The following is a 21,639-nucleotide window of genomic DNA, read 5'->3' on the forward strand; positions in this document are numbered from 1 at the left end:
GGCCATGGGCCGCAAGCTGCTGCTCTTTATGCCCGCTGATTCCTCCATCACACCTAAACCTAGCCCTGCGGGCGGGCTGATGCGCGTATTCGCGGGCTTGCTGATCGGTGTGCTGCTGGGCGGTTCGGCCAGCTTTTTCTACGCCCGCAAGCTCTACCGGCCGCAGGACGCAGTAGTGATCAGCGCCCGGCAGGCCGAGGTCCAGGAAGAGGCGATGCGCCAACAGTCGACGCAGCTGCGCTATACGCAAGGTCAGCTCGACACCGCCGATGGCGAGCTGGTCATCGAACGCGCCGCGCGCCAGGAACTGGAAACGCAGTTGCGGACCGTCCAGGCCGAGGTCGGCAGGGTGCGCGATCAACTGGCGTTCTACGAACAATTGCTGCCGCCAGGGCCCGAGGGCTCGGTGGACATCCGCGGCGTCGAGATCGATCGCAGCGGCGGCGGCCTGCGCTACAAGGTCCTGCTGATGCGCAGCGGCCGTAATGGCAGTGCGCCGTTTTCGGGCGCCCTGCGTTTCCAGGCCACCGGCGTCCTGAAGGGCGAGACCGTGAAGGTGGATCTGGCGCCCATGCAGGTCAAGGCCGAGTCCGGCTCGGTCGCCATCCCTGGCGACAACGTGCAGACCTCGCCCCTGGCCCTGCAGTTCGATCAATACCAGCGCAGCCAGGGCATCCTGGCGCTGCCCGAGGGATTTGTCCCCGAAAGCGTGACGGTCAGCGTCCTGGAGGGCGATACCGTCCGGGCGTCAAGAAGCGTCAAGCTCGAACTTTGAGTCTGCGCAAGCCCTGAGCTATAGTGACACCATGCGAGCGCCGTTGCCGCTCACCGAAATATGGCCGAACCGGCCAGGAGTGAACCATGAATGCAGTGACTGAAACCGTCGACCTGCAGGCCGCCCCGCCTGCTCCCCTGGTGTTTACCGATTCGGCTGCGGCCAAGGTGAAGGATCTGTTGGCCGAAGAAGGCAATCCCGAACTGAAGCTGCGCGTTTTCGTGCAGGGCGGAGGCTGTTCGGGTTTCCAGTACGGCTTCACCTTCGACGAAGTCGTGAACGATGACGACACCGTGCTGGACAAGGCTGGCGTGCAACTGCTCGTCGATCCGATGAGCTTCCAGTACCTGGTCGGCGCAGAGATCGACTACAAGGAAGACCTGGAAGGCGCGCAGTTCGTCATCCGCAATCCCAACGCCAGCACCACCTGCGGCTGCGGTTCCTCGTTCTCGGTGTAATCGCCCCGTCAGGAAATAAAAAGCCCTTCGGCGCGCCGAAGGGCTTTTTGCATTGGGGCACGGGCTTCAGGCGGGATACAGCGCGCCCAGGATACGGGGGCCGCGCGCGCCGGTGACGGCGGGCAGGCCCGCCGGCCTGCGCTGCACGAACGCCTGCGCCAGCCAGGCGAACGCCAGGGCCTCGACTTCCTGCGCTGGCACGCCTAGCGCATCCGTGGCGCGAACGGGGCGCTGCAAGCAATACGCCAGCTCGCGCATCAGGCCCGGGTTGCGCGCGCCGCCTCCGCACACGAACACTTCCTGCGTGCCCGCCGCGGCGGCGTCGACCGCATTGGCGACCGTGCGGGCGGTCAGGCGCTGCAAGGTGGCCTGCACGTCTTGCGGCGCGGGCTTGGGGCCGTCGAACGCCGCCAGGCGCTCATCCAGCCATTGCATATTGAACAGGTCGCGTCCGGTGGACTTGGGCGGCGGCAGGGCGAACCAGGGCTCGCTGGCGATCAATTGTTCCAGCAGCGCGGCCAGCACCTGACCGCTGGCGGCCCAGCGGCCGTCGGCGTCATAGGGCTGGCCCAGGTGGCGCTGGCACCAACCGTCCAGCAGAACGTTGGCGGGTCCGGTGTCGAAGCCGCGGGGCGCCTGTCCGGGCGTAAGCAGCGTCACGTTGGCGATGCCGCCCAGATTGAGTACGGCGCGGCCTTGCGGCGCACCGAAGATGGCGGCATGGAAGGGCGGCACCAGCGGCGCGCCCTGGCCGCCCGCCGCCACGTCGCGGCTACGGAAATCCGCCACCACGTCGATGCCGGTCAGTTCCGCCAGCAGGGCGGGGGCGTTGAGCTGCACGGTATAGCCCAGGTCCGGCCGGTGCCGCACGGTCTGGCCATGCGCGCCGATGGCGGTCACCTCGCCGGCCTGGACGCCGGCTTGCCGGAGCAGGGCGGCCACGGCCTGGGCGTACAGGCGGGCGAGCCCGTTCGCGGCCAGGGCGGCGCGGGCCAGCTCGTCGTCGCCGGACAGATTCAGCGCCAGCAATTCGCGTCGCAGGTCGGCCGGCATGGGCAGGCTGGCACTGGCCAGCACGGCCGGCGCCTGGCCGTCGTCCAGGCGCACCAGCACGCCGTCCACACCGTCGACGCTGGTGCCCGACATCAGTCCGATGTAGAGCTGCGAGTCCTGGTGTTGCAAGGGGACGGAGGAATTCACGAGAGCCTCGGCAAAGAAAAAGCGGCCGCGCAGCAGAACCTGCGGGGCCGCTTTGCGGGAGCGTTCGACCGGCTTTAGCGGCTGGCCACGTTGGTCAGCGCGTCGGGCAGGGTCTGCTGGAATTCGGTCAGCAACTGGATCTGCGCCTTGTACGGCGCCACGGCCTGGTTGAAGGCACGGACTTCGGCGGGCTCCAGGCTGCGGGCGACCGGCAGGTCCACCGACAGCGGATCGATGGGCTGGTTGTCCACGCGGAATTCGTAGTGCAGGTGCGGGCCGGTGGCCCAGCCGGTGGCGCCGACATAGCCCAGCAGCTGGCCTTGCGAGATCTTCGAGCCCTTGGTGACGCCTTCGGCGATGCGGCTCTGGTGAGCGTACAGCGTCGAGTATTTGCCGTGGTGCTTGACGATGACGACGTTGCCGTAGCCGTTCTGCCAGCCGGAGAATTCCACAGTGCCATCGGCGGTGGAATGGATCGGCGTGCCCGAGGGCGCCGCGTAGTCCACGCCCTTGTGTCCCGTCCAGGTCTTATGGATGGGATGCATGCGCATGCCGAAGGTGGAGCTGATGCGGCTGAACTTCAGGGCGGTGCGCAGGAACGCGCCGCGCAGGCTGGTGCCGTCGAAGTCGTAGTACGAACCGCTCTTTTCGTCGGGGCTGAACCAGACCGCGTTGTAGGTCTTGTCGCCATTGATGAATTCCAGGGCCAGCACGCGGCCGGCGCCGGCGTAGCGGCCGTCGTGCGAACGCACTTCGTAGACCACGCGGAATTTATCGCCCTGGCGCAGGTCGCGCAGGAAGTCGATCTTGGCACTGAGGATGTCGGCCATCTGCATGGTGACCGAGTCCGGGATGCCGGCGGCGTCGGTGGCGCCGAACAGCGACGAGCGGATCGTGCCCACGGCGACGCGGGTCTGGCGCTCGGTGCTTTCGGTGATTTCCTCGGCCTTGTAGCTGTCGCCCGCGGGCGCGACGTGCAGCATGCGCGTCACGACCTGGCCATCCGCCTCGTTGCCGGGGGTGTGGATGTAACGCAGCCAGATCAGGTTGCCGGCCTCGTCCGTCGCGGCCTGTACCGAGCGGCCCGGGTACAGCTTGTAGATGCTGCGGGCGCTGGCTTCATGCGTCAGGAAGGTCTGCAGGCTGGGCGCGTCCAGTTCCAGGCGCTGTAGCACCGCGGCCAGCGTGTCGCCGGCGCGGATCCGGGTTTCGCTGATATAGGGCGCGGCGCTGGGCGTGCTGACTTCGACTTGCTCGGCGCTTAACGGCAGGACGCTGCTGATGATGCGCGAAGGGGGGAGTTCGGTGCGGTCGGGTTGCTGCACCATGCCGAGAGCGGCGGCGCCTGCGAACAGACCAATGGCGGTGACGAGAATAGTGCGGCGGAAAAGTCCCGAGCGCTGGGGCTTGGGCTCAACGGGCGCAAACAGGGCAGCAACTTTGCGCTTGATGCTACTCGCCAGTTCGTGGAGGCCACGATTCATCGTGAAGTTACCCTCTCAGGTGGCTTGAGCTCGCAGGGTGCGTGACACGAACTGCCCTCGCGCGCACATTTTCGGGGCAAGGGCTGGGCGCGGGGCGCATCTTGTGAACGACGGGGTGTAAACCGGACCGCAACTGCGTATATATGACAATTGCGTATGATTAGGGCGGTATCCTAGCTGATTCGGCTAGAATTTTCGATAGTTTTCGTCACTTTTTACACCTTTTTATCGGCTGAAGCCGAGTTGGTCCCCCTGCCATGTCATCCACAGAAGCCCCGATTACCCCCGAAGTCGAAGCAGACCTGCGTATAGCGAAGCGCGGCTGCGATGAGTTGCTGGTCGAGTCCGAATTCGCTCGCAAGCTTGCCAGGAGCCGCGCCACGGGCGTGCCCCTGCGCATCAAATTGGGGCTGGATCCGACCGCGCCGGACATCCACCTGGGCCATACCGTGGTGCTGAACAAGATGCGCCAGCTGCAGGACATGGGGCACAACGTCATCTTCCTGATCGGCGATTTCACCTCCACCATCGGCGATCCCAGCGGCCGCAACAACACTCGCCCGCCGCTCACGCGCGAACAGATCGAGGCCAACGCCAAGACCTATTACGCCCAGGCCAGCCTGGTGCTGGACCCGGCCCGCACCGAGATCCGCTACAACTCCGAGTGGTGCGATCCGCTGGGCGCGCGCGGCATGATCCAGCTGGCGTCCCGCTACACGGTCGCGCGCATGATGGAGCGCGAGGACTTCACCAAGCGCTTCAAGGGCGGCATCCCGATCTCGGTCCATGAATTCCTGTATCCGCTGATGCAGGGCTATGACTCGGTGGCGCTGAAGTCCGATCTGGAGCTGGGGGGCACCGATCAGAAGTTCAACCTGCTGGTCGGGCGCGAGCTGCAAAAGGAGTATGGCCAGGAGCCGCAGTGCATCTTGACGATGCCCTTGCTGGTGGGGACGGACGGCGTAGAGAAAATGTCCAAGTCCAAGGGCAACTACATCGGCATTTCGGAGTCGCCCGATTCGATGTTCGGCAAGCTCATGTCGATTTCCGACACGCTGATGTGGCGCTACTTCGAACTGCTGTCGTTCCGCTCGCTGGAAGACATCGCCGCGCTCAAGCAGGAGATCGATGGCGGCCGCAACCCGCGCGACGCCAAGGTCATGCTGGCCCAGGAAATCATCACGCGCTTCCATTCCGCCAAGGCCGCCGACGAGGCGCTGGCCTCGTTCGAGGCCCGTTTCCGCGACGGCGCGATCCCCGAGGACATGCCCGAGGTGAACATCGGCGGCGCGCCGGTGGGCATCCTCAAGCTGCTGCGCGAAGCCGGCTTGGTGGCGTCCGGTTCGGAAGCGCAGCGCAACGTGGAGCAGGGCGGCGTGCGCGTCAACGGCGACCGGGTGGAAGACAAAACGTTGCAATTGCCGGCGGGGACTTACGTCGTTCAGGTGGGCAAGCGCAAATTTGCGCGTGTTAACTTGAACCCATGATTGCGAAGTTTTGATACGCTGAGGGTACAGACAGGGGCAGTGGGGCCTTTGCGGCACTTCTAGGAGCACGACATGAAACTTTCGAGTTTGTCCTTTTCCGATAACGAGTCGATTCCCGAACGCTACGCCTTCGGCCGGATCGATGCGCAATCGCACGTCGCGCTGGCAGACAACTTCAACCCGCAGTTTTCCTGGGACGACGTTCCGGCGGGTACGCAGTCGTTTGCGCTGATCTGCCACGACCCCGATGTGCCCTCCGAACCCGACGACGTCAACCAGGAAGGCCGCGAGGTGCCGGCCAGCCTGCCGCGCGTGGATTTCTTCCACTGGGTGCTGGTCGACCTGCCGGCCGACCTGCGCGACATCGAGGAAGGCACCTTTTCCAGCGGCATCACGCCGCGCGGCAAGGGCGGCCCGCTGGCGCCGATGGACGCGCGCCAGGGCATCAACTCGTACTCGTCATGGTTTGCCAACGACCACGACATGAGCGGCGACTACTTCGGCTATGACGGCCCATGCCCGCCCTGGAACGACGCGATCGTGCACCGCTACGTGTTCACCCTGTACGCGCTGGACGTGCCCACGCTGAACCTGCAGGGTTCCTTCACGGGCGAGGACGCGCTGCGCGCCATCCAGAAGCACGTGCTGGCGCAGGCGTCGTTGACGGGCACCTATACGCTCAATCCCAAGCTGGCTCCCAAGCAGATCGGCGCCACTTCGGCCTGATCCGTCACGCCGCAGAAAGGCCGCAGTCTCGCAAACTGCGGCCTTTTCCATTTCCGAAAAGGTTCAGCCCATTGTGCGCTTGAGCCGCAACAACGCCAATCCGAAGGTAATGAAAATGGCGCCGACCAGGCGGTTGATCCAGGCCACGATGCGGGGCCGGCGCAGCAGGCGCCGGGCGCGGTGAGCCAGGGTGCCGTAGGCCAACAGAGACGCCAGCGACATGGCCGTGAAGATGCCCGTCAGGATGAAGAACTGCGGCAGCAGCGGTTCGGCGGCGTTCAGGAACTGGGGAAACAGCGCCGTGAAGAACAGGATGGGCTTGGGGTTCAGCGTGGCTACCAGGGCAGCTTCCGAATAGAGTCGGCCAGCGCTGCGCGGCGCCAATGCGGCGGGGTCGGAAGGTGGTGCGATGTTCGAGCGGCCCAGCAAGTGGCGCAGGCCGATGTAAAGCAGGTAGGCGGCGCCTGCCACTTTGAGCAGCATGAACAGCATGGCGGACGATTGCAGTACCACGCCTAGCCCCAGCATGGCGGCGGCCGACAGCAGGAACAGGCCTGTCACATTGCCCAGGGTGGACGGCAGCACGGCCCGCAAGCCGCCCGCCGCGCCGTTGCGGATCGCCAGCATGGTGGCGGGCCCGGGGCTGACGACGCTGACCGCAGCTACCAGCGAGTAGGTTATGAGCGTGGCGCTTTGCATGAAAGTTTCTCAAGTCGGGTTGAGACGGGTTTTCGGCCGATGAAGGATGGCGTGGTTTTCACGCTCATCGAGGCAATTTTGCCCGGGTTCCAGGTATTTTGGGAGCAATTGATCCTCCCCGACGCGGTAAACTATCCGTCATTCTCCGGGTTTACCCACCCGGGCGCAGTTTTCTCCTCTCTTACCGCCTCAGGAACTCCCGTCATGTTTGACCGCAACCTCACCTTGTCCAAGGCTGACCCGGACGTTTGGGCCGCCATCCAGAAGGAAGACGTCCGCCAGGAACAGCACATCGAGCTGATCGCCTCGGAGAACTACGCCAGCCCGGCCGTCATGGAAGCCCAGGGCACGCAGCTCACCAACAAGTACGCCGAAGGCTATCCGGGCAAGCGCTACTACGGCGGTTGCGAGTACGTGGACGTGGTCGAGCAACTGGCCATCGACCGCCTGAAGCAGATCTTCGGCGCCGAAGCCGCCAACGTGCAGCCCAACTCGGGCTCGCAGGCCAACCAGGGCGTGTACATGGCCGTCCTGAAGCCGGGCGACACCGTGCTGGGCATGAGCCTGGCCGAAGGCGGCCACCTGACGCACGGCGCGTCGGTCAACGCCTCGGGCAAGCTGTACAACTTCATCTCCTACGGCCTGGACGCAAACGAAGTCCTGAACTACGACCAGGTCGAGCAACTGGCCAAAGAGCACAAGCCCAAGCTGATCGTGGCTGGCGCTTCCGCCTACGCCCTGCACATCGACTTCGAGCGCATGGCCCGCATCGCCCGTGAAAACGGCGCGCTGTTCATGGTCGACATCGCCCACTACGCCGGCCTGGTCGCCGGCGGCGCCTATCCCAACCCGGTCCCGCACGCCGACTTCGTCACCTCGACCACGCACAAGTCGCTGCGCGGCCCGCGCGGCGGCGTCATCATGATGAAGGCCGAACACGAGAAGATCATCAACTCGGCGATCTTCCCCGGCATCCAGGGCGGTCCGCTGATGCATGTCATCGCCGGCAAGGCCGTGGCCTTCAAGGAAGCGCTGGAGCCCGGCTTCAAGGACTACGCGCAGCAAGTGGTCAAGAACGCCAAGGTGCTGGCCGACACGCTGGTCAAGCGCGGCCTGCGCATCGTTTCCGGCCGTACCGAAAGCCACGTCATGCTGGTGGACCTGCGTTCCAAGGGCATCACGGGCAAGGAAGCGGAAGCCGTGCTGGGCCAGGCCCACATCACGGTCAACAAGAACGCCATCCCGAACGATCCGGAAAAGCCTTTCGTGACCAGCGGCATCCGCCTGGGCACGCCGGCCATGACCACGCGCGGCTTCACCGAAGCCGAAGCCGAGCTGACCGCCAACCTGATCGCCGACGTGCTGGACAATCCGCGCGACGAAGCCAACATCGCCGCCGTGCGTGCCAAGGTCAATGAACTGACCTCGCGCCTGCCGGTCTACGGCAAGAAGTAATCGAGCATCCCTACGGCGGGCTGCGGCCCGGCCGTAACGCTCCATGAGGGACGGCCCCGCAAGGCGCCGTCCCTTTGCTTTCGGGGCGGCATCCTGGCAAAAAATACGGGGGCGGATTAGCCCGTATTGGCGCTGGCGGTCCGGCGCCTCGTTACAATATGCTTAACTATTGCCCTCAGCGCCTTTAGGGATCACACATGCGGTGTCCATTTTGCGGCAATGCCGAAACACAGGTCGTCGACAGCCGGGTCTCCGAAGAGGGCGACGCCATACGCCGTCGCCGCCGCTGCCTGTCCTGTGACAAGCGCTTCACCACCTATGAACGGGTGGAGCTGGCCATGCCTTCCATCGTCAAGCGCAATGGCAGCCGCAGCGACTACGACCCTGGCAAGCTGCGCGCCAGCCTGAGCCTGGCGCTGCGCAAGCGCCCCGTCAGCACGGAAGACGTGGACGCGGCGGTTGCCCGCATCGAAGAGCAGTTGCTGGCCAGCGGACTGCGCGAAGTGCCTAGCGAACACATCGGCGAGCTCGTCATGAACGAACTGCGCAAGCTCGACAAGGTGGCTTACGTGCGCTTTGCCTCGGTCTACAAAAGCTTCGAGGACATCGGCGAATTCGTCGAGGCCATCCGCGAGATGCAGGGCCCGCTGCTGCCGGGCAAGCTGCGCAAGGACTAGAGAAGGCTCGACGCTAACCCGTCCGGGGCCGTCGAGCGGCGCGGATGCAGAAAATGACGGCGCCGCGGCGCCGTCATTGCATGGCGGGCGCCGCGCGCGCCAGGCTGGGCGTCAGCGGCTGGAATTTGCGCCACACGCGGCGCATGTGCTGGGCCGAGCCGAAGCCCGATTTCTCGGCCACGCGCTCCAGGTCCAGCCGGGTGTCGCGCAGCAGGTCGCGCGCCAGCGCCACGCGTATCTGATAAAGGTAATCCATCGGCGTGCAGCCCGCGTGTTCGCGGAACAGCCGGGTCAGGTGGCGGGCGCTGGTATGCGCCTGGTCCGCCAGCGATTGCGCCGACCAGGGCGCCGCCGGATCGCGAATGACCGCATCCTGCACCCGGTGCACGCCTGGATGCATATGGCTGCGGTGATCCAGCCAGGGCGACAGTGTGGAATCCGTGCCGGCGCGCCGCTGGTAGACGACCATGTCGCGTGCTGTTTCGCTGGCCACGCGCGGCCCGCAATGGCGCGACACCATGTGCAAGGCCAGGTCGATGCCGGCCGTGATTCCCGCGCTGCTGACCAGCTTGCCGTCCTCGACGAAGATGCGGTTGTCATGCAGCCGCGCGCTCGGGTCGATGCTGGCCAGTTGTTCCAGGCAGGTGTGGTGCGTGGTGCAATCCCGTTGCCGCGTCAGGCCGGCGGCGGCGGCGAATAGCGCGCCGGCGCACACCGTCATCAGGGTGAAGCCGTCGGCGGGATGGCGGACCGCCAGCCACTCGATGATGGCGCGCGAGTCGGGGTCATCAAGGCGCGTGGGCTTGCCCACCACGCCGGAAATGATGACCAGCGCTTCGGGCGGCAGCGCGGCCGGCAGCGCCTGGATATGCGCCAGATGCAGGCCGGGCAAGCCGCTTTCGACCTCTCGCGACGGGCCGCAGAAATGCTGCTCGAAGGCGCCGGGAATCAGCTTGTTGGCCACGCGGAAGGCCTCCGCCGGGCCTGCCACGTCGAGCAGCACGATGCCCCGCGTCAGCACGAAATACACCGGAACCATGCGGCCCTCTCGCCAGCGCTAGGCCGCCAGCGCGTCGGCGGCGCGTGCGATGCGGGCGAAGCGGCCCTGCAGCACCAGTTCGGTCCGGTCGCGGATCTCGGCCGGCGTGTAGTGCTGGCCGGACGGGCTCTGCATGGCGAAGGTCAGGGTGGCGTCGGTGGGGAACACTACCTTGTAGCCGGCGTCGCTGGCATGGCGCGAGGTGGTTTCGCAGCATTGCTCCGTGCGGATGCCGCTGACGATGATGCCTTCGATGCCATGCTTCACCAGCCAGTCTTGCAGGCTGGCGCCGTCCGCGTCCTTGGCATAGAGCGAGGAATGCACGGTCTTGTGGAACACGGCGGTGGGTGCGATGCGCAATTCCTTGAGCGTCTTGACGTGCCCGGAGGCCAGCGAGAAGGGATTGGCGGGGTCGTTCGACACGCTGGTGTGAAACACCTGCAGCACCGGAATGTCCTGGGCCTCGGCCGCGTCGATCAGGGACTGGATCTGTGCCACGAAGGCCGGATACTCGGTTTCATCCCAAAACGGACGTTGCCGGAAAGAGTCTTGTACGTCGATGACGATCAGTGCTTGTTTCATGGTCCGGGCTCCTGGAGCGGAAATTGTAGCGGTGTGAGGTCATTTTTACTGCAATCCGAGGCCCGGGCGAGCGCGGCGAAAGACGGCTGTCGGCCCAAAACGGACATGCGCAGCCGACGCCGTCGAGAGCCAGCGCCGGACCGTCTGCCCGCCGCGTGGCGGACATACAATCCTGATCATGATGAATCCCAGCGACAACGACGACATTTTCTGGATGCGGCGCGCCCTGGCGCTGGCGCAGACCGTCATGTACACCACCGCGCCCAACCCCCGGGTCGGCTGCGTGATCGTGCGTGACGGGCGCGTGCTGGGCGAAGGCGCGACGCAACCGCCGGGCGGCCCGCACGCCGAAGTCTGCGCCTTGCGCGACGTCCAGGCGCGCGGCGAGTCCGTGGCGGGCGCCACGCTCTACGTCACCTTGGAGCCTTGCAGCCATTTCGGCCGCACGCCGCCCTGCGTGGACGCCGTGCTCGCGGCCCGGCCGGCGCGGGTGGTGGTGGCCATCGGCGATCCCAATCCATTGGTCAACGGGCAGGGGCTGGCACGCCTGCGCGCAGCGGGCATCGCGGTGACCACCGGCGTTTGCCGCGCAGAGGCGCTGGCCATCAACGCGGGTTTCATCTCGCGCATGAGCCGCGGCCTGCCGTGGGTGTGGCTGAAGATGGCGGCATCGCTGGACGGACGCAGCGCGTTGCATAACGGCGTGTCGCAATGGATCACCGGACCCGACGCCCGTGCCGACGGGCACCGCTGGCGCGCCCGTGCCTGCGTGGTCCTGACCGGCATGGGCACCGTGTTGAAAGACGATCCGCAGCTCAACGTCAGGGGCGTGGACACGCCGCGCCAGCCGCGCAAGGCCGTGGTGGACGGTCGTTTCGAGATCCCGGAAGACGCGCGGCTGTTCGACGGCGCCGAGGTCATCCTCTTCACCGCCCGCGAAGATGCCGCCAAGGCCGCGCGCCTGCAGGCCAAGAACGCCCGCGTGGTACTGCTGCCGGGCGAGGCGCCCGGCCGGGTCGATCTGCCGGCGATGATGCGCTGGCTGGCCCAGGAACAGTTCAATGAGATTCACGTGGAAGCCGGCGCGGGTCTGAGCGGCGCACTGGTGGCCGCGGGCTGCGTGGACGAGCTGCTGCTGTATTTGGCGCCCGTGCTGCTGGGCGACGCGGCCGGGATGGTGCGCCTGCCCATGTTGGAGCACCTGGACGGTGCCCGGCGTTACGAGTTCATCGAGACCGCGCCGGTGGGCGCGGACCTGCGCGTGCGCGCCCGGGTGGCGGAAACCTGGAGCCAGCTGACGCAGCGGGTGGCGCTGCCGGAGTTGTCCTAGGGCCGGCGCCGGCCTTCCATAAGTTAGTGTGAACAGATCCTGGCATTGCGCCCGCGTCAGCCCCGCCCCTCGGTCCGGCCGGTACGCGCCGCCGTATAGCGCCAGGCCAGGACCGCGGCGCCAGCGCCAATCAGCGCCATCAATGCCGCCGCAAGCAGCAGGCCCGGATGGTTGCGGCGCAGGCGGTCCCAGGACTTCTGGGCCTGCGTGTAGTGGAACCAGGCCGCCGCCTGGAAGTCCGGCGCGGCGCATTCGCGGCCGAAAGAGCCGCTGAACGGCACCTGCGCGCCCTGTTCTATATAGCGCCGGTAGATCGCGGAGGCCTGTTCGGGCGAGTCGTCGATGATGTATCGGGCGCCCTGGCATAGCACGGCGGCGTAGGCTTGCGAGCGGCGCGGCAGCTCGTCGGCCGCGCGCAACGCATGATTGGCCGCGATCTGGCGGTAATGGAAGCGGGCATACGGCTGCGCTTCGCTTGCGGCGTAGCGCCGGCGTTCCTCTTCGGTGATGAATGGACCCGGCAGCGCGGCCGCGGCGCGCAGCGCTGGCGTGTCGGGCCGATTGGTGTCGTCAGCGGTCGTCGAGCCGGGGACCGCGCTGCGCCCCGCGCCATAAGTCGTGTTGCCGCCATAGGTCGCGAAATCCGGCTCCTGCTCGTAGCCCATGATCTCCATGCCGTCACGCCGCGCCAGCCGGGAGGCTTCGAACCAGGCTTCGGCTCGCGTCGTGCGGCCCCACGCGCTGCCGGCCTTGCGCAACGCGGCGCCGTACTCGGCGGCGAGCTGCCGGCTTCGTTGCTGCCGCAGCTCCAATTTGCCGTCGATATAGTCCAGCGTGACGTAGCGGGCGTCCGAATCGGCGGGGAAATAGGGCAGCGCCTGCGCGATCGAACCCTCGCGCACCAGGCGCCGCGCCAGCAGGAGGCGCAGGCGGTCGGATGCGGTGATGGGATGCTCCTCTAGCCATTTGTAGAAATGCTGGGGATCTGGCGGCGCCGATCCGACGGCCGCGGCTGCGGCGGGAGCGTGCCGGTCCACATAAGCCTTGAGTTCAGCGGTTGTCAGCACGCGTTCGGCGACGTAGGCTGCGTCGTTCCAATACGGTGTGGACTGCCAGAAGCCTCCCGGCCCGTCCGGCACGGTGGCGTGCAGCAGCTGGTCCAGCGCCTCGACGTACTGGCCTCGCGACAGCGTCAGCACGCCTTGTTCCCCCAGCAGGCGCGCCGCGCCCGGCGCTTCCACGCTGCCGTCGGCGCGTGGAAAGGCGCTGGCCGCCTGCGCATAGGCCTGGGCCGCCGCTTGCGTGTCGCCTTGCCGCAGCGCCAGTTTCGCGCGCACCCACCACGCCAGGGCCGTGTCCAGCCGCGCGGCCAGCGTTTGCGCCAGGTCGTAGCGGCCGATGCGGTAGGCCAGCGCCGCCACGCGGTCGGCGTCCGGCACCTGCTTCAGGTCCTGGGTTTCCAGCGCGGCAACCAGCGATTGCAGCGCTGGATTCGGCGTGACCTCATGTCCCTGCGCGGCGTCGGCAAACCCGGCCTGGCCGGTCGTGTCGTACGCGGCGTAGGGGTCGGTGGCGCTGTCGGGCCTGCCGTCCACGATGTCGCCGACCCGGGCCAGCGCGTAAGCCACCAGCAGCCGTTGTGCGACCGGATCGTTGATCAGCTTGCGCGTGCGCGCCGGATCTTCCAGCGCCCATTGCGCCAGCATGCGCAGCGAGGCATTGCCGCTGGCGGACTCGCGCGCGGCCTGTTCGGCATACCGGCGCAGCGCATGCTTGAGCGAGGCGGCGGGGATGGCGTCCATGCAGGGCTCGGCGTTGACCAGTTCCATATAGCTGCATTGCCCCTGCGGTCCGGCCAGGAACAAGCGGGCCTCCTGGCCGTAGCTGGCCACCGCCAGACCCAATGGATCCGGCGCGCCGTCGCGCGCCAGTTGCCGCACGCGGGCATAGGCCTGCGCTGCGGCCTGTCGCTGCGCGTCCGCGTCGCTGGCCGCCAGTTCTGCCTCGTCCCCGATTTCAGCCAGCATGTAGGCGGCCCATACGCTGCGCGCCGCCGCCTGTTGCGGCGGCAACTGGAGGATGGCGCGATAGCGTGCGCGCGCCTGCTCCAGCAGGCGGTCGGTATCCGCCCCGCGGGCGGCATGCGTGTCGACCGCGGCCGCGGTGTAAAGCCGCACGGCTTCCGGCAAACTGGCGCCCAGGGCATAGGCCTGCTCGCCGTCGGGCTGCGCCCGCATCGCGCGCGTCGTGACCCGTTGTGCCGGCGTGAGCGCGGGATCACGGTCTTCCGGCAAGGCGTTCTGCTGATAGCTGCCGTCCGGCAATTCGTAGGCTTCCTGGGCCTGCAGCGCATCGCTGGCGCCGACAAGGCGGGCAGCTTCGTAGCCGAAAGAGTTGGCCGGCGTGGCGCGCAGCGTGGCCGCGCGGTCGTCCAGCAATTGGGCGGGGAACTCCGGTCCGCAGGCGATGACGATGCCGGCGCCTGTCAACAGCAGCAGCGCCGCCAGCGATTTACGGTTGTACATGGAAGCTCGAAGGCCCATTTTCACAGCGTATCCAGCCTATATTGCGTTGGCCGCCGGCGTGCAGCAGGCCGTCTTGGGAGCGGCGCAGGAACGCGCCGCCGGAATCATGTTCGAGGGTATAGCCGTTGATGCCGTCGGCCGCGCGGCAGGCGCCGTCCCAGCGGATCGCGAAGGGCAGGGCCGCGTCGGCGTTGCCGCCGTTGGACAGTATCAGGTCCTGTGCGCCGTTGCCGCCCGTCGCGCGCGCCGTGACGGACAGCGCCGGCAACAGGGGCTGGCGCGTCAGCACGGCGCGCCAGGTGGCCAGGCTCCAGGCGCGTTCGTCGCGCGCGGTGGGCAGGCGGAACCAGACGATGCCCGCCAGTCCGCGCGGACGGGAGCGGTGGATCTCGTCGACGAAAGCCGCCATCGACGCGGGCGTGGCTACCAGTTCGCTGGCGCGTCCGCCCGGCAGCAGCGCGGAACGCTCGCTTTCGACCGCGGCGATGCTGCCGTCGTCGTTCCAGCTCACGCGACTGCCGTAAGTCGCCAACGCCACACGCCACGGCCGCTGGGTTCGGTCAGCGAAAGCCGTCAGCCAGGCGCTTGCGCGCTTGGCGTTGAACAAACCCTGTTCCGGGCTCAGCACGGCATGGACTTGCAACACGGCTTCATCGGGAATCCGGAGCAGCGCATCGAGTCCGGAGCCGTTCAGCCATGTTGGCAGCGCGGTTATCGACAATGGCAGATCCGGACCCAGCCCTGGCTTCAAGGCCGCAAGGAATGCCGCGTAGGCGGGTAGTTTGGAGGTGGGACAGTCGTAGTCGATTTCGATGCCGGCCAAGGCGACGCCCGCGTCTCTCCATGCGCTGCGCGCGGCCGCAATCCGCGCCAGCACCTCCGCGGACGGCAGCGCATCGGCGCGGCCGTCCAGGCGCAGAACCATGATGACGGGACGCTTGGCCGCGGCCAACGCGGCCAGATCCGGCGCAGCAGTGAACCATCGTCCGTCCGGGTTCATCTCCCCCATCAGCACGCGCCATGCCCGCACGATGTCTGCGCTGTCGGCCAGCGCCTGGCTGACGGGCGGCGTCCATACCCGTTGCCAGACATAAGCGTCGCCGGGCAGATCGGCCTGCTTGCCGCAAGCGGCCAGGAGCAGCAGCAAGACGCTGAAAACCGCTGCGGAACAGCGTTTGGCAAGGGCATTCATGCGGCTGGCCAGGATCGGAAAAGCATGACGCGGCGGCGACGATGGGCGGATGGAATGAAGCGCAATGAATGCGCGGCGCATTGCGGATGCGTGATTCTATCGCTGCGCGCAGGGGTACTAGCACTCTGTGCTTGCGGCTGCCAATCGCGAACACGCCCGTAATCCGCGGCCTGCGGGCCATTGCGATGCGCAAGTGCTATCGATATGCCATCAAGTTTGCGCATGTCTGCTGCACGAATCTGGACGCGTGCGGCGTGACTATTTTTGGCATTGCGCTAAATGAATTGCCACAAAAACGTCAATTGGCTTTAGCATAGGCACATGACTTGGCGCCACGCACTGATGGACTACACCGTGCAATGCCACGCGCCCTCGTCACCACGGATCCTCGTGCCGCGTTATCGGCGTTTTTCACCACCGAACCGGCGCGCTGCTGAACGAAGACGCCATGCGCCGTTCAGACCGTCCGCTGCCATCGCACAGCGGGCGCATCGGGTTTTTACCCGCATCATAAAAATCCCTGGGACATCGCTCTTCCCTTCAAATCATTGCTGAGCATTTCACGTGCGACTGCATCATGCACGCGCGCATACAGCGATATGCTGAAACCGGACGAGTGAACTTATTCACTTAAGTTGCATTCCCTGACGGAACTTGTATCCGAAGAGTGCAGCCTAATTGGAAAGGGCCTGATCATGCCTTTGGTTGATGTGTGGCGAAAGCAACATACCATCCGGCCGACAGTGCTTATCGCGAGATTGTCTAGTAATGCGCGAGCGCTGAGGCACAATGGGGGCAGGTAGGGACGTATTGGATTTTTCGCGTGTTGTAGGAGGTTTCCGTGCAAAACATCGTCGAAGGCTTCAAGTCGCAGTATGCAAAAGAGCAGGAATCGGAACTCTCTCTCGAGGAGTACCTCAACCTCGCCAAAAGCGATCCCATGGCGTACGCCAGCCCCGCAGAGCGCATGCTGGCGGCGATAGGCGAACCCGAAATCGTGGACACGCGCAACGACCCACGTCTTTCCCGTTTGTTTTCCAACCGGACCATCCGACGCTATCCGGCGTTCCAGGAGTTCTACGGCATGGAGGACGTGATCGGACAGATCGTCGCGTTCTTCAAACACGCCGCGCAGGGACTGGAAGAGCGCAAGCAAATCCTCTATCTGCTGGGTCCCGTGGGCGGCGGCAAGTCGTCCATCGCGGAACGCCTCAAGTCGCTGATGGAGGCCTATCCCATCTACGCGTTGAAGGGTTCGCCGGTGAACGAATCGCCGCTCGGGCTGTTCCATCCGGAACGCTTCGGCGACACGCTCGAAAAGGAATATGGCATTCCGCGGCGCTACCTGAGCGGCATCATGTCGCCGTGGGCCGTGAAGCGCCTGAAGGAATTCGACGGCGACATCTCGAAGTTCCGCGTCGTGCGCCTGAACCCCTCGGTGCTGCGCCAGATCGCCATCGCCAAGACCGAACCGGGCGACGAGAACAACCAGGACATCTCCTCGCTGGTGGGCAAGGTCGACATCCGCATGCTCGACCGCCACTCGCAGGACGACCCGGACGCCTACAGCTACTCCGGCGGCTTGTGCCTGGCCAATCAGGGGCTGCTGGAATTCGTGGAGATGTTCAAGGCCCCGATCAAGATGCTGCACCCCTTGCTGACGGCGACCCAGGAAGGCAACTTCAAGGGCACCGAGGGCTTTTCCGCGATCCCGTTCAATGGCGCCATCCTGGCCCACTCGAACGAATCGGAATGGCAGACCTTCCGCAACAACAAGCACAACGAGGCGTTCCTCGACCGTATCTATATCGTCAAGGTGCCTTACTGCCTGCAGGTGTCGGAAGAAGTCCGCATCTATGAAAAGCTGCTGCACCACAGTTCGCTGTCCACGGCGCCGTGCGCGCCGGGAACGCTCGACATGATGGCGCAGTTCTCGGTCCTGACGCGCCTGAAGGAACCCGAGAACTCCAGCATCTATTCGAAGCTGCGCGTCTACGACGGCGAAAGCCTGAAGGACGTGGATCCCAAGGCCAAGGCCTTGCAGGAATACAAGGACTATGCCGGCACGGACGAAGGCATGACTGGGGTGTCGACGCGTTTCGCGTACAAGATCCTGTCCAGCGTCTTCAACTACGACCAGACCGAAGTGGCCGCCAACCCGGTGCACCTGATGTACGTGCTCGAGCAGCGCATCGGCCGCGAGGACTATCCCGAGGAAATCCGCCGGCGCTATCTTGAATTCATCAAGGGCTTCCTGGCGCCGCGCTATGCCGAATTCATCGGCAAGGAAATCCAGACCGCCTACCTGGAGTCGTACTCGGAATACGGCCAGAACATCTTCGACCGCTACGTGACCTTTGCCGATTGCTGGATCCAGGACGAGGAATTCCGCGACCCGGAAACCGGCGAAAGCTTCGACCGCAGCGCGCTCAACGATGAACTGGAAAAAATCGAGAAGCCGGCCGGCATTGCCAATCCGAAGGACTTCCGCAACGAGATCGTCAACTTCGTGCTGCGGGCGCGCGCCAACAACAATGGCCGCAACCCGACCTGGACCAGCTATGAAAAGCTGCGCGAAGTGATCGAGAAGAAGATGTTCTCGAACACCGAAGACCTGCTGCCGGTGATCTCGTTCAACGCCAAGGCCTCGGCCGAGGACAAGTCCAAGCACCAAAGCTTCGTTGATCGCATGGTTGAAAAGGGCTACACGGAAAAGCAGGTCAGGCTGCTGTGCGAGTGGTATCTCCGTGTGAGGAAGTCTTCCTGAGCGAGGTGAATCATGAATTCACTTATCGATCGCCGTCTTAACGGGCGCAACAAAAGCGCCGTCAACCGGGAGCGTTTTCTCCGGCGTTACAAGGACCAGATCCGCAAGGCGGTACACGGGATGATCCGTGACCGCTCCATCCAGGACATGGACCAGGGCGGCGAGATCAACCTGCCTGCCCGCGACATTTCCGAGCCGACCTTTCATCACGGCCAGGGCGGCGACCGCGAGATGGTGCACCCCGGCAACCGCGAGTTTGCCAAGGGCGACACCTTCGACCGGCCGCAAGGCGGGCAGGGAGAAGGCGGGTCCGAGCCGGGCGAAGGCGAATCGGTCGACCAGTTCACCTTCAGCCTGTCGCGGGCCGAGTTCCTGAACCTGTTCTTCGAAGATCTGGAACTGCCGCACATGGCGCGCACCCAGTTGGGCGAGGTCAGCCAGAAGAAGTGGCAGCGTGCCGGCTACACGACCACCGGCTCGCCCAGCATGCTGAGCATCAGCCGCACGCTCAAATCGTCGCTGGCGCGCCGCGTCGCGCTCAGCGTGAAGGCGCGCGCGGATCTCGAGGATGCCGAGGAGCGCCTGGCCAAGGCCCGCGAGGCCGGCGCCTCTGCCGACGACATCAAGGCGCTGGAGCAGGATGTCGAGGATTGCCGCGAGCGCCTCGCCCGCGTGCCTTTCCTGGACGACCTGGACCTGCGCTATCGCAACCGCGTGTCGGTGGCCATCCCGATGGCGCGCGCCGTCATGTTCTGCCTGATGGACGTGTCGGGCTCCATGGACGAAAACAAGAAGGATCTGGCCAAGCGCTTCTTCTCGCTGCTCTACCTGTTCCTGTCGCGCAAGTACGAGCACGTGGATCTGGTCTTCATCCGCCACACCGACAACGCCGAGGAAGTCGACGAGCAAACCTTCTTCTACGATCCCAAGAGCGGCGGCACCATCGTGCTGTCGGCGCTGGAATTGATGCGCGAGATCCTGGAGAAGCGCTATCCGCCGACCGCGTGGAACGTGTACGCGGCGCAGGCCAGCGACGGCGATTCGTTCGGCGCCGACGCGGGCAAGAGCGCGCGCTTCCTGGCCGAGCACCTGTTGCCGGCCACGCGTTACTTCGCCTACATCGAAGTGCCCGACTCGCAGGAGGCGCGCAAGAGCAGCCTGTGGGCGGAATATGAACAGAAACTGGAGCCGCATTTCGTCATGCGGCGCATCTGCGAACGCGGCGAGATCTTCCCCGTGTTCCATGACCTGTTCAAAAAGGAAACCGCATGAATGCCATCGTGGGAGCGCTCGTGGAACCGGAGGCCGCCGGCAGCGCCCGGCCGATCTCCCAGGGTTCCGAATGGACCTTCGAACTGATCCAGTCCTATGACGACGCCATCTCCAAGATCGCCGCCGAATACGGGCTGGACACCTACCCGAACCAGATCGAGGTCATCACCTCGGAGCAGATGCTGGACGCCTACGCCTCGGCCGGGCTGCCCATTGGCTATCCGCACTGGTCGTACGGCAAGGAATTCATCCGCAACGAGCAGTTCTATCGCCGCGGCATGCAGGGGCTGGCGTACGAGATCGTCATCAACTCCAACCCTTGCATCTCCTATCTCATGGAAGAAAACTCCATGACGATGCAGGCGCTGGTGATTGCGCACGCCTGCTACGGCCACAACTCGTTCTTCAAGGGCAATTACCTGTTCCGCCAATGGACCGACGCGGACGGGGTTTTGGATTATCTGGTCTTCGCTCGCAAGTACGTGATGTCCTGCGAAGACCGTTATGGCATCGACGCGGTGGAAGCCCTGCTCGACTCCTGCCATGCGCTCTCGCACCATGGCGTGGACCGCTACAAGCGCCCGACGCCGATCTCCTACAAGGAAGAGGCCGCGCGCCAGGCCGAACGCCAGGAGCACGCGCGCCTGCAATACAACGATCTGTGGCGGACCCTGCCGCGCCTTGAAGCCGACAAGGACGCCCACGTCGAAGCCTCGGTTTTTCCGCCGGAGCCCGAAGAAAACCTGCTGTACTTCATCGAGAAATACTCGCCCAAGCTCGCGCCTTGGCAGAAAGAGCTGGTGCGCATCGTTCGCAAGATCGCGCAGTACTTCTATCCGCAGACCCAGACCAAGGTCATGAACGAAGGCTGGGCCACGTTCTGGCACTACACCATCCTGAACCGGCTGCACGAAAAGGGGCTGGTGAATGACGGCTTCATGATGGAGTTCCTGCAAAGCCACACCAACGTCGTCAGCCAGCGCGGCTTCGATGAGCGCGGCTACGGCGGCATCAACCCCTATGCGCTGGGCTTCGCCATGATGTCCGACATCCGCCGCATCTGCGAAGCGCCCACGCCCGAGGACCGGCGCTGGTTCCCCGACATCGCCGGCGGCGACTGGCTGAAGACGCTGGACTTCGCCATGCGCAACTTCAAGGACGAGTCCTTCATCTCGCAGTACCTGTCGCCCCGCCTGATCCGCGAGTTCCGCTTCTTCGCGATCTCCGACCATCAGGCCAACCCCAAGCTCGAAGTCGCCGCCATCCATGACGACGAAGGCTACCGCGACATCCGTCGCCTGCTGGCCGCGCAGCACAACCGCGACAACCAGGTGCCGGACATCCAGGTGGTCCGCTTCAACCGCGACTCCGACCGCTCGCTGGTGCTGCGCCACCTGAAGAGCCGGGGCCGCCCGCTGGCCGGCGACGACGCCGAGCAGGTGATGAAGCATCTGGCCCGGCTGTGGGGCTTCAAGGTGCGTCTGGAAGAGACCGAGCCGGACGGCACGGTCAGCTCCTACCGGGAACAGGACCCGCCGGCATCGGCCTAGTGTCCACGCAGGCAGAGGGGACGCATATGTCGTCCCCTTTTCTTTGCCTGCTTGTGGGCGGTGCGCAAAATCTGCTAGAATCGCGGATTCGCATTTTCTGCAGCGGCTTGCCCGTGGCAAAAATCGCAAATAGGACAGGTGGCCGAGCGGTTGAAGGCGCACGCCTGGAAAGCGTGTATACGTCAAAAGCGTATCGGGGGTTCGAATCCCCCTCTGTCCGCCAAGAATCTCATGCATCGTCGCTCGGAACGAAGCGATGAATGGCAAAGCCCCACACGTGATGCACGGTGGGGCTTTTTTCATGCCTATTTGTTGGACGTTTTCATCCAGGGAAGTCCTGGGCGTCCGGGGCGCATCGTTGAGCAGGCCAACGCGGTGGAGGCGTCAACCGTCGAGGTGCCTTGGAGGGCGTCCAGTCGCT

The 21,639-nt window shown here is 65.3% G+C and carries 17 protein-coding genes and 1 tRNA gene; 11 read left to right on the top strand and 7 right to left on the bottom strand.

What is annotated here, in order from left to right; genetic code table 11:
- Positions 1–28 precede the first annotated feature (28 nt).
- A complete protein-coding gene (locus AC3WOB_RS28920) occupies positions 29–775 on the top strand; it encodes a DUF6776 family protein (RefSeq protein ID WP_041654831.1) in 747 nt (248 codons plus the stop codon).
- Positions 776–861: 86 nt separating this feature from the next.
- Positions 862–1,233: an iron-sulfur cluster insertion protein ErpA gene (gene erpA, locus AC3WOB_RS28925; RefSeq protein WP_013391415.1), complete on the top strand. Its 372-nt coding sequence runs from the start codon at positions 862–864 to the stop codon at positions 1,231–1,233.
- A gap of 66 nt (positions 1,234–1,299) precedes the next feature.
- Here the strand turns inward: erpA and AC3WOB_RS28930 are convergent, their stop codons facing one another.
- Both AC3WOB_RS28930 and AC3WOB_RS28935 read right to left on the bottom strand, forming a co-directional pair.
- Positions 1,300–2,433 carry an anhydro-N-acetylmuramic acid kinase gene (locus AC3WOB_RS28930; protein WP_492276917.1) on the bottom strand — a complete coding sequence of 378 codons (1,134 nt, stop codon included), beginning with the start codon at positions 2,431–2,433 and terminating at the stop codon, positions 1,300–1,302.
- Positions 2,434–2,507: 74 nt separating this feature from the next.
- Complete coding sequence (locus tag AC3WOB_RS28935; RefSeq protein WP_013391417.1) at positions 2,508–3,917, bottom strand: M23 family metallopeptidase; 1,410 nt, start codon at positions 3,915–3,917, stop codon at positions 2,508–2,510.
- 257 nt (positions 3,918–4,174) lie between these two features.
- Here AC3WOB_RS28935 and tyrS point away from each other — a divergent pair, with 257 nt between their 5' ends.
- Positions 4,175–5,404: a tyrosine--tRNA ligase gene (gene tyrS, locus AC3WOB_RS28940; RefSeq protein WP_492276918.1), complete on the top strand. Its 1,230-nt coding sequence runs from the start codon at positions 4,175–4,177 to the stop codon at positions 5,402–5,404.
- A gap of 72 nt (positions 5,405–5,476) precedes the next feature.
- Positions 5,477–6,130: a YbhB/YbcL family Raf kinase inhibitor-like protein gene (locus AC3WOB_RS28945; protein ID WP_013391419.1), complete on the top strand. Its 654-nt coding sequence runs from the start codon at positions 5,477–5,479 to the stop codon at positions 6,128–6,130.
- A gap of 63 nt (positions 6,131–6,193) precedes the next feature.
- Here AC3WOB_RS28945 and AC3WOB_RS28950 read toward each other — a convergent pair whose 3' ends face one another.
- Entirely contained in the window at positions 6,194–6,829 is a 636-nt protein-coding gene (locus tag AC3WOB_RS28950; RefSeq protein WP_492276919.1) for a LysE family translocator, read from the bottom strand.
- 204 nt (positions 6,830–7,033) lie between these two features.
- Here AC3WOB_RS28950 and glyA point away from each other — a divergent pair, with 204 nt between their 5' ends.
- Positions 7,034–8,284: a serine hydroxymethyltransferase gene (gene glyA / locus AC3WOB_RS28955; protein WP_207470988.1), complete on the top strand. Its 1,251-nt coding sequence runs from the start codon at positions 7,034–7,036 to the stop codon at positions 8,282–8,284.
- Between the two features lie 197 nt (positions 8,285–8,481).
- The gene (nrdR, locus tag AC3WOB_RS28960) at positions 8,482–8,961 is read left to right on the top strand and encodes a transcriptional regulator NrdR (protein ID WP_013391422.1); all 480 of its coding nucleotides are present in this window, start codon (positions 8,482–8,484) and stop codon (positions 8,959–8,961) included.
- Positions 8,962–9,034: 73 nt separating this feature from the next.
- Here the strand turns inward: nrdR and AC3WOB_RS28965 are convergent, their stop codons facing one another.
- Both AC3WOB_RS28965 and AC3WOB_RS28970 read right to left on the bottom strand, forming a co-directional pair.
- Positions 9,035–10,000: a GlxA family transcriptional regulator gene (locus AC3WOB_RS28965; RefSeq protein WP_492276920.1), complete on the bottom strand. Its 966-nt coding sequence runs from the start codon at positions 9,998–10,000 to the stop codon at positions 9,035–9,037.
- Between the two features lie 18 nt (positions 10,001–10,018).
- Positions 10,019–10,582, bottom strand: a complete 564-nt coding sequence (locus AC3WOB_RS28970) for a cysteine hydrolase family protein (protein WP_492276921.1) — start codon at positions 10,580–10,582, stop codon at positions 10,019–10,021.
- A gap of 178 nt (positions 10,583–10,760) precedes the next feature.
- Between AC3WOB_RS28970 and ribD the strand changes: the two genes are divergently transcribed.
- The gene (ribD, locus tag AC3WOB_RS28975; protein WP_492276922.1) at positions 10,761–11,912 is read left to right on the top strand and encodes a bifunctional diaminohydroxyphosphoribosylaminopyrimidine deaminase/5-amino-6-(5-phosphoribosylamino)uracil reductase RibD; all 1,152 of its coding nucleotides are present in this window, start codon (positions 10,761–10,763) and stop codon (positions 11,910–11,912) included.
- Between the two features lie 56 nt (positions 11,913–11,968).
- Here the strand turns inward: ribD and AC3WOB_RS28980 are convergent, their stop codons facing one another.
- Both AC3WOB_RS28980 and AC3WOB_RS28985 read right to left on the bottom strand, forming a co-directional pair.
- Complete coding sequence (locus tag AC3WOB_RS28980) at positions 11,969–14,437, bottom strand: hypothetical protein (RefSeq protein WP_492276923.1); 2,469 nt, start codon at positions 14,435–14,437, stop codon at positions 11,969–11,971.
- Positions 14,424–15,629, bottom strand: a complete 1,206-nt coding sequence (locus AC3WOB_RS28985; protein ID WP_492276924.1) for a DUF3142 domain-containing protein — start codon at positions 15,627–15,629, stop codon at positions 14,424–14,426. The genes AC3WOB_RS28980 and AC3WOB_RS28985 overlap by 14 nt, the downstream gene beginning before the upstream one ends.
- A gap of 850 nt (positions 15,630–16,479) precedes the next feature.
- Between AC3WOB_RS28985 and AC3WOB_RS28990 the strand changes: the two genes are divergently transcribed.
- The 4 genes from AC3WOB_RS28990 to AC3WOB_RS29005 all read left to right on the top strand — a co-directional run bounded on the left by AC3WOB_RS28990 (position 16,480) and on the right by AC3WOB_RS29005 (position 21,441).
- The gene (locus tag AC3WOB_RS28990) at positions 16,480–18,396 is read left to right on the top strand and encodes a PrkA family serine protein kinase (protein ID WP_371819061.1); all 1,917 of its coding nucleotides are present in this window, start codon (positions 16,480–16,482) and stop codon (positions 18,394–18,396) included.
- Between the two features lie 12 nt (positions 18,397–18,408).
- Complete coding sequence (locus AC3WOB_RS28995; RefSeq protein ID WP_013391429.1) at positions 18,409–19,668, top strand: YeaH/YhbH family protein; 1,260 nt, start codon at positions 18,409–18,411, stop codon at positions 19,666–19,668.
- Positions 19,665–21,218 (top strand): SpoVR family protein, encoded by a 1,554-nt coding sequence (locus tag AC3WOB_RS29000; protein ID WP_013391430.1) that lies wholly within the window; start codon positions 19,665–19,667, stop codon positions 21,216–21,218. Before AC3WOB_RS28995 ends, AC3WOB_RS29000 begins: the two co-directional genes overlap by 4 nt.
- 132 nt (positions 21,219–21,350) lie before the next feature.
- Positions 21,351–21,441, top strand: a tRNA-Ser gene (locus AC3WOB_RS29005).
- The last annotated feature ends 198 nt before the right edge of the window (positions 21,442–21,639 follow it).

The organism is Achromobacter sp. FW305-C-30-7 (genome assembly GCF_058783105.1).

Excerpts from the sequence above, each read along its gene's own strand:
- AC3WOB_RS28920 (WP_041654831.1), top strand. The coding sequence starts at position 29 with ATGCCCGCTGATTCCTCCATCACACCTAAACCTAGCCCTGCGGGCGGG.
- erpA (WP_013391415.1), top strand. The coding sequence starts at position 862 with ATGAATGCAGTGACTGAAACCGTCGACCTGCAGGCCGCCCCGCCTGCT.
- AC3WOB_RS28935 (WP_013391417.1), bottom strand. The coding sequence starts at position 3,917 with ATGAATCGTGGCCTCCACGAACTGGCGAGTAGCATCAAGCGCAAAGTT.
- tyrS (WP_492276918.1), top strand. The coding sequence starts at position 4,175 with ATGTCATCCACAGAAGCCCCGATTACCCCCGAAGTCGAAGCAGACCTG.
- AC3WOB_RS28945 (WP_013391419.1), top strand. The coding sequence starts at position 5,477 with ATGAAACTTTCGAGTTTGTCCTTTTCCGATAACGAGTCGATTCCCGAA.
- AC3WOB_RS28950 (WP_492276919.1), bottom strand. The coding sequence starts at position 6,829 with ATGCAAAGCGCCACGCTCATAACCTACTCGCTGGTAGCTGCGGTCAGC.
- glyA (WP_207470988.1), top strand. The coding sequence starts at position 7,034 with ATGTTTGACCGCAACCTCACCTTGTCCAAGGCTGACCCGGACGTTTGG.
- nrdR (WP_013391422.1), top strand. The coding sequence starts at position 8,482 with ATGCGGTGTCCATTTTGCGGCAATGCCGAAACACAGGTCGTCGACAGC.
- AC3WOB_RS28965 (WP_492276920.1), bottom strand. The coding sequence starts at position 10,000 with ATGGTTCCGGTGTATTTCGTGCTGACGCGGGGCATCGTGCTGCTCGAC.
- AC3WOB_RS28970 (WP_492276921.1), bottom strand. The coding sequence starts at position 10,582 with ATGAAACAAGCACTGATCGTCATCGACGTACAAGACTCTTTCCGGCAA.
- ribD (WP_492276922.1), top strand. The coding sequence starts at position 10,761 with ATGATGAATCCCAGCGACAACGACGACATTTTCTGGATGCGGCGCGCC.
- AC3WOB_RS28980 (WP_492276923.1), bottom strand. The coding sequence starts at position 14,437 with ATGTACAACCGTAAATCGCTGGCGGCGCTGCTGCTGTTGACAGGCGCC.
- AC3WOB_RS28985 (WP_492276924.1), bottom strand. The coding sequence starts at position 15,629 with ATGAATGCCCTTGCCAAACGCTGTTCCGCAGCGGTTTTCAGCGTCTTG.
- AC3WOB_RS28995 (WP_013391429.1), top strand. The coding sequence starts at position 18,409 with ATGAATTCACTTATCGATCGCCGTCTTAACGGGCGCAACAAAAGCGCC.
- AC3WOB_RS29000 (WP_013391430.1), top strand. The coding sequence starts at position 19,665 with ATGAATGCCATCGTGGGAGCGCTCGTGGAACCGGAGGCCGCCGGCAGC.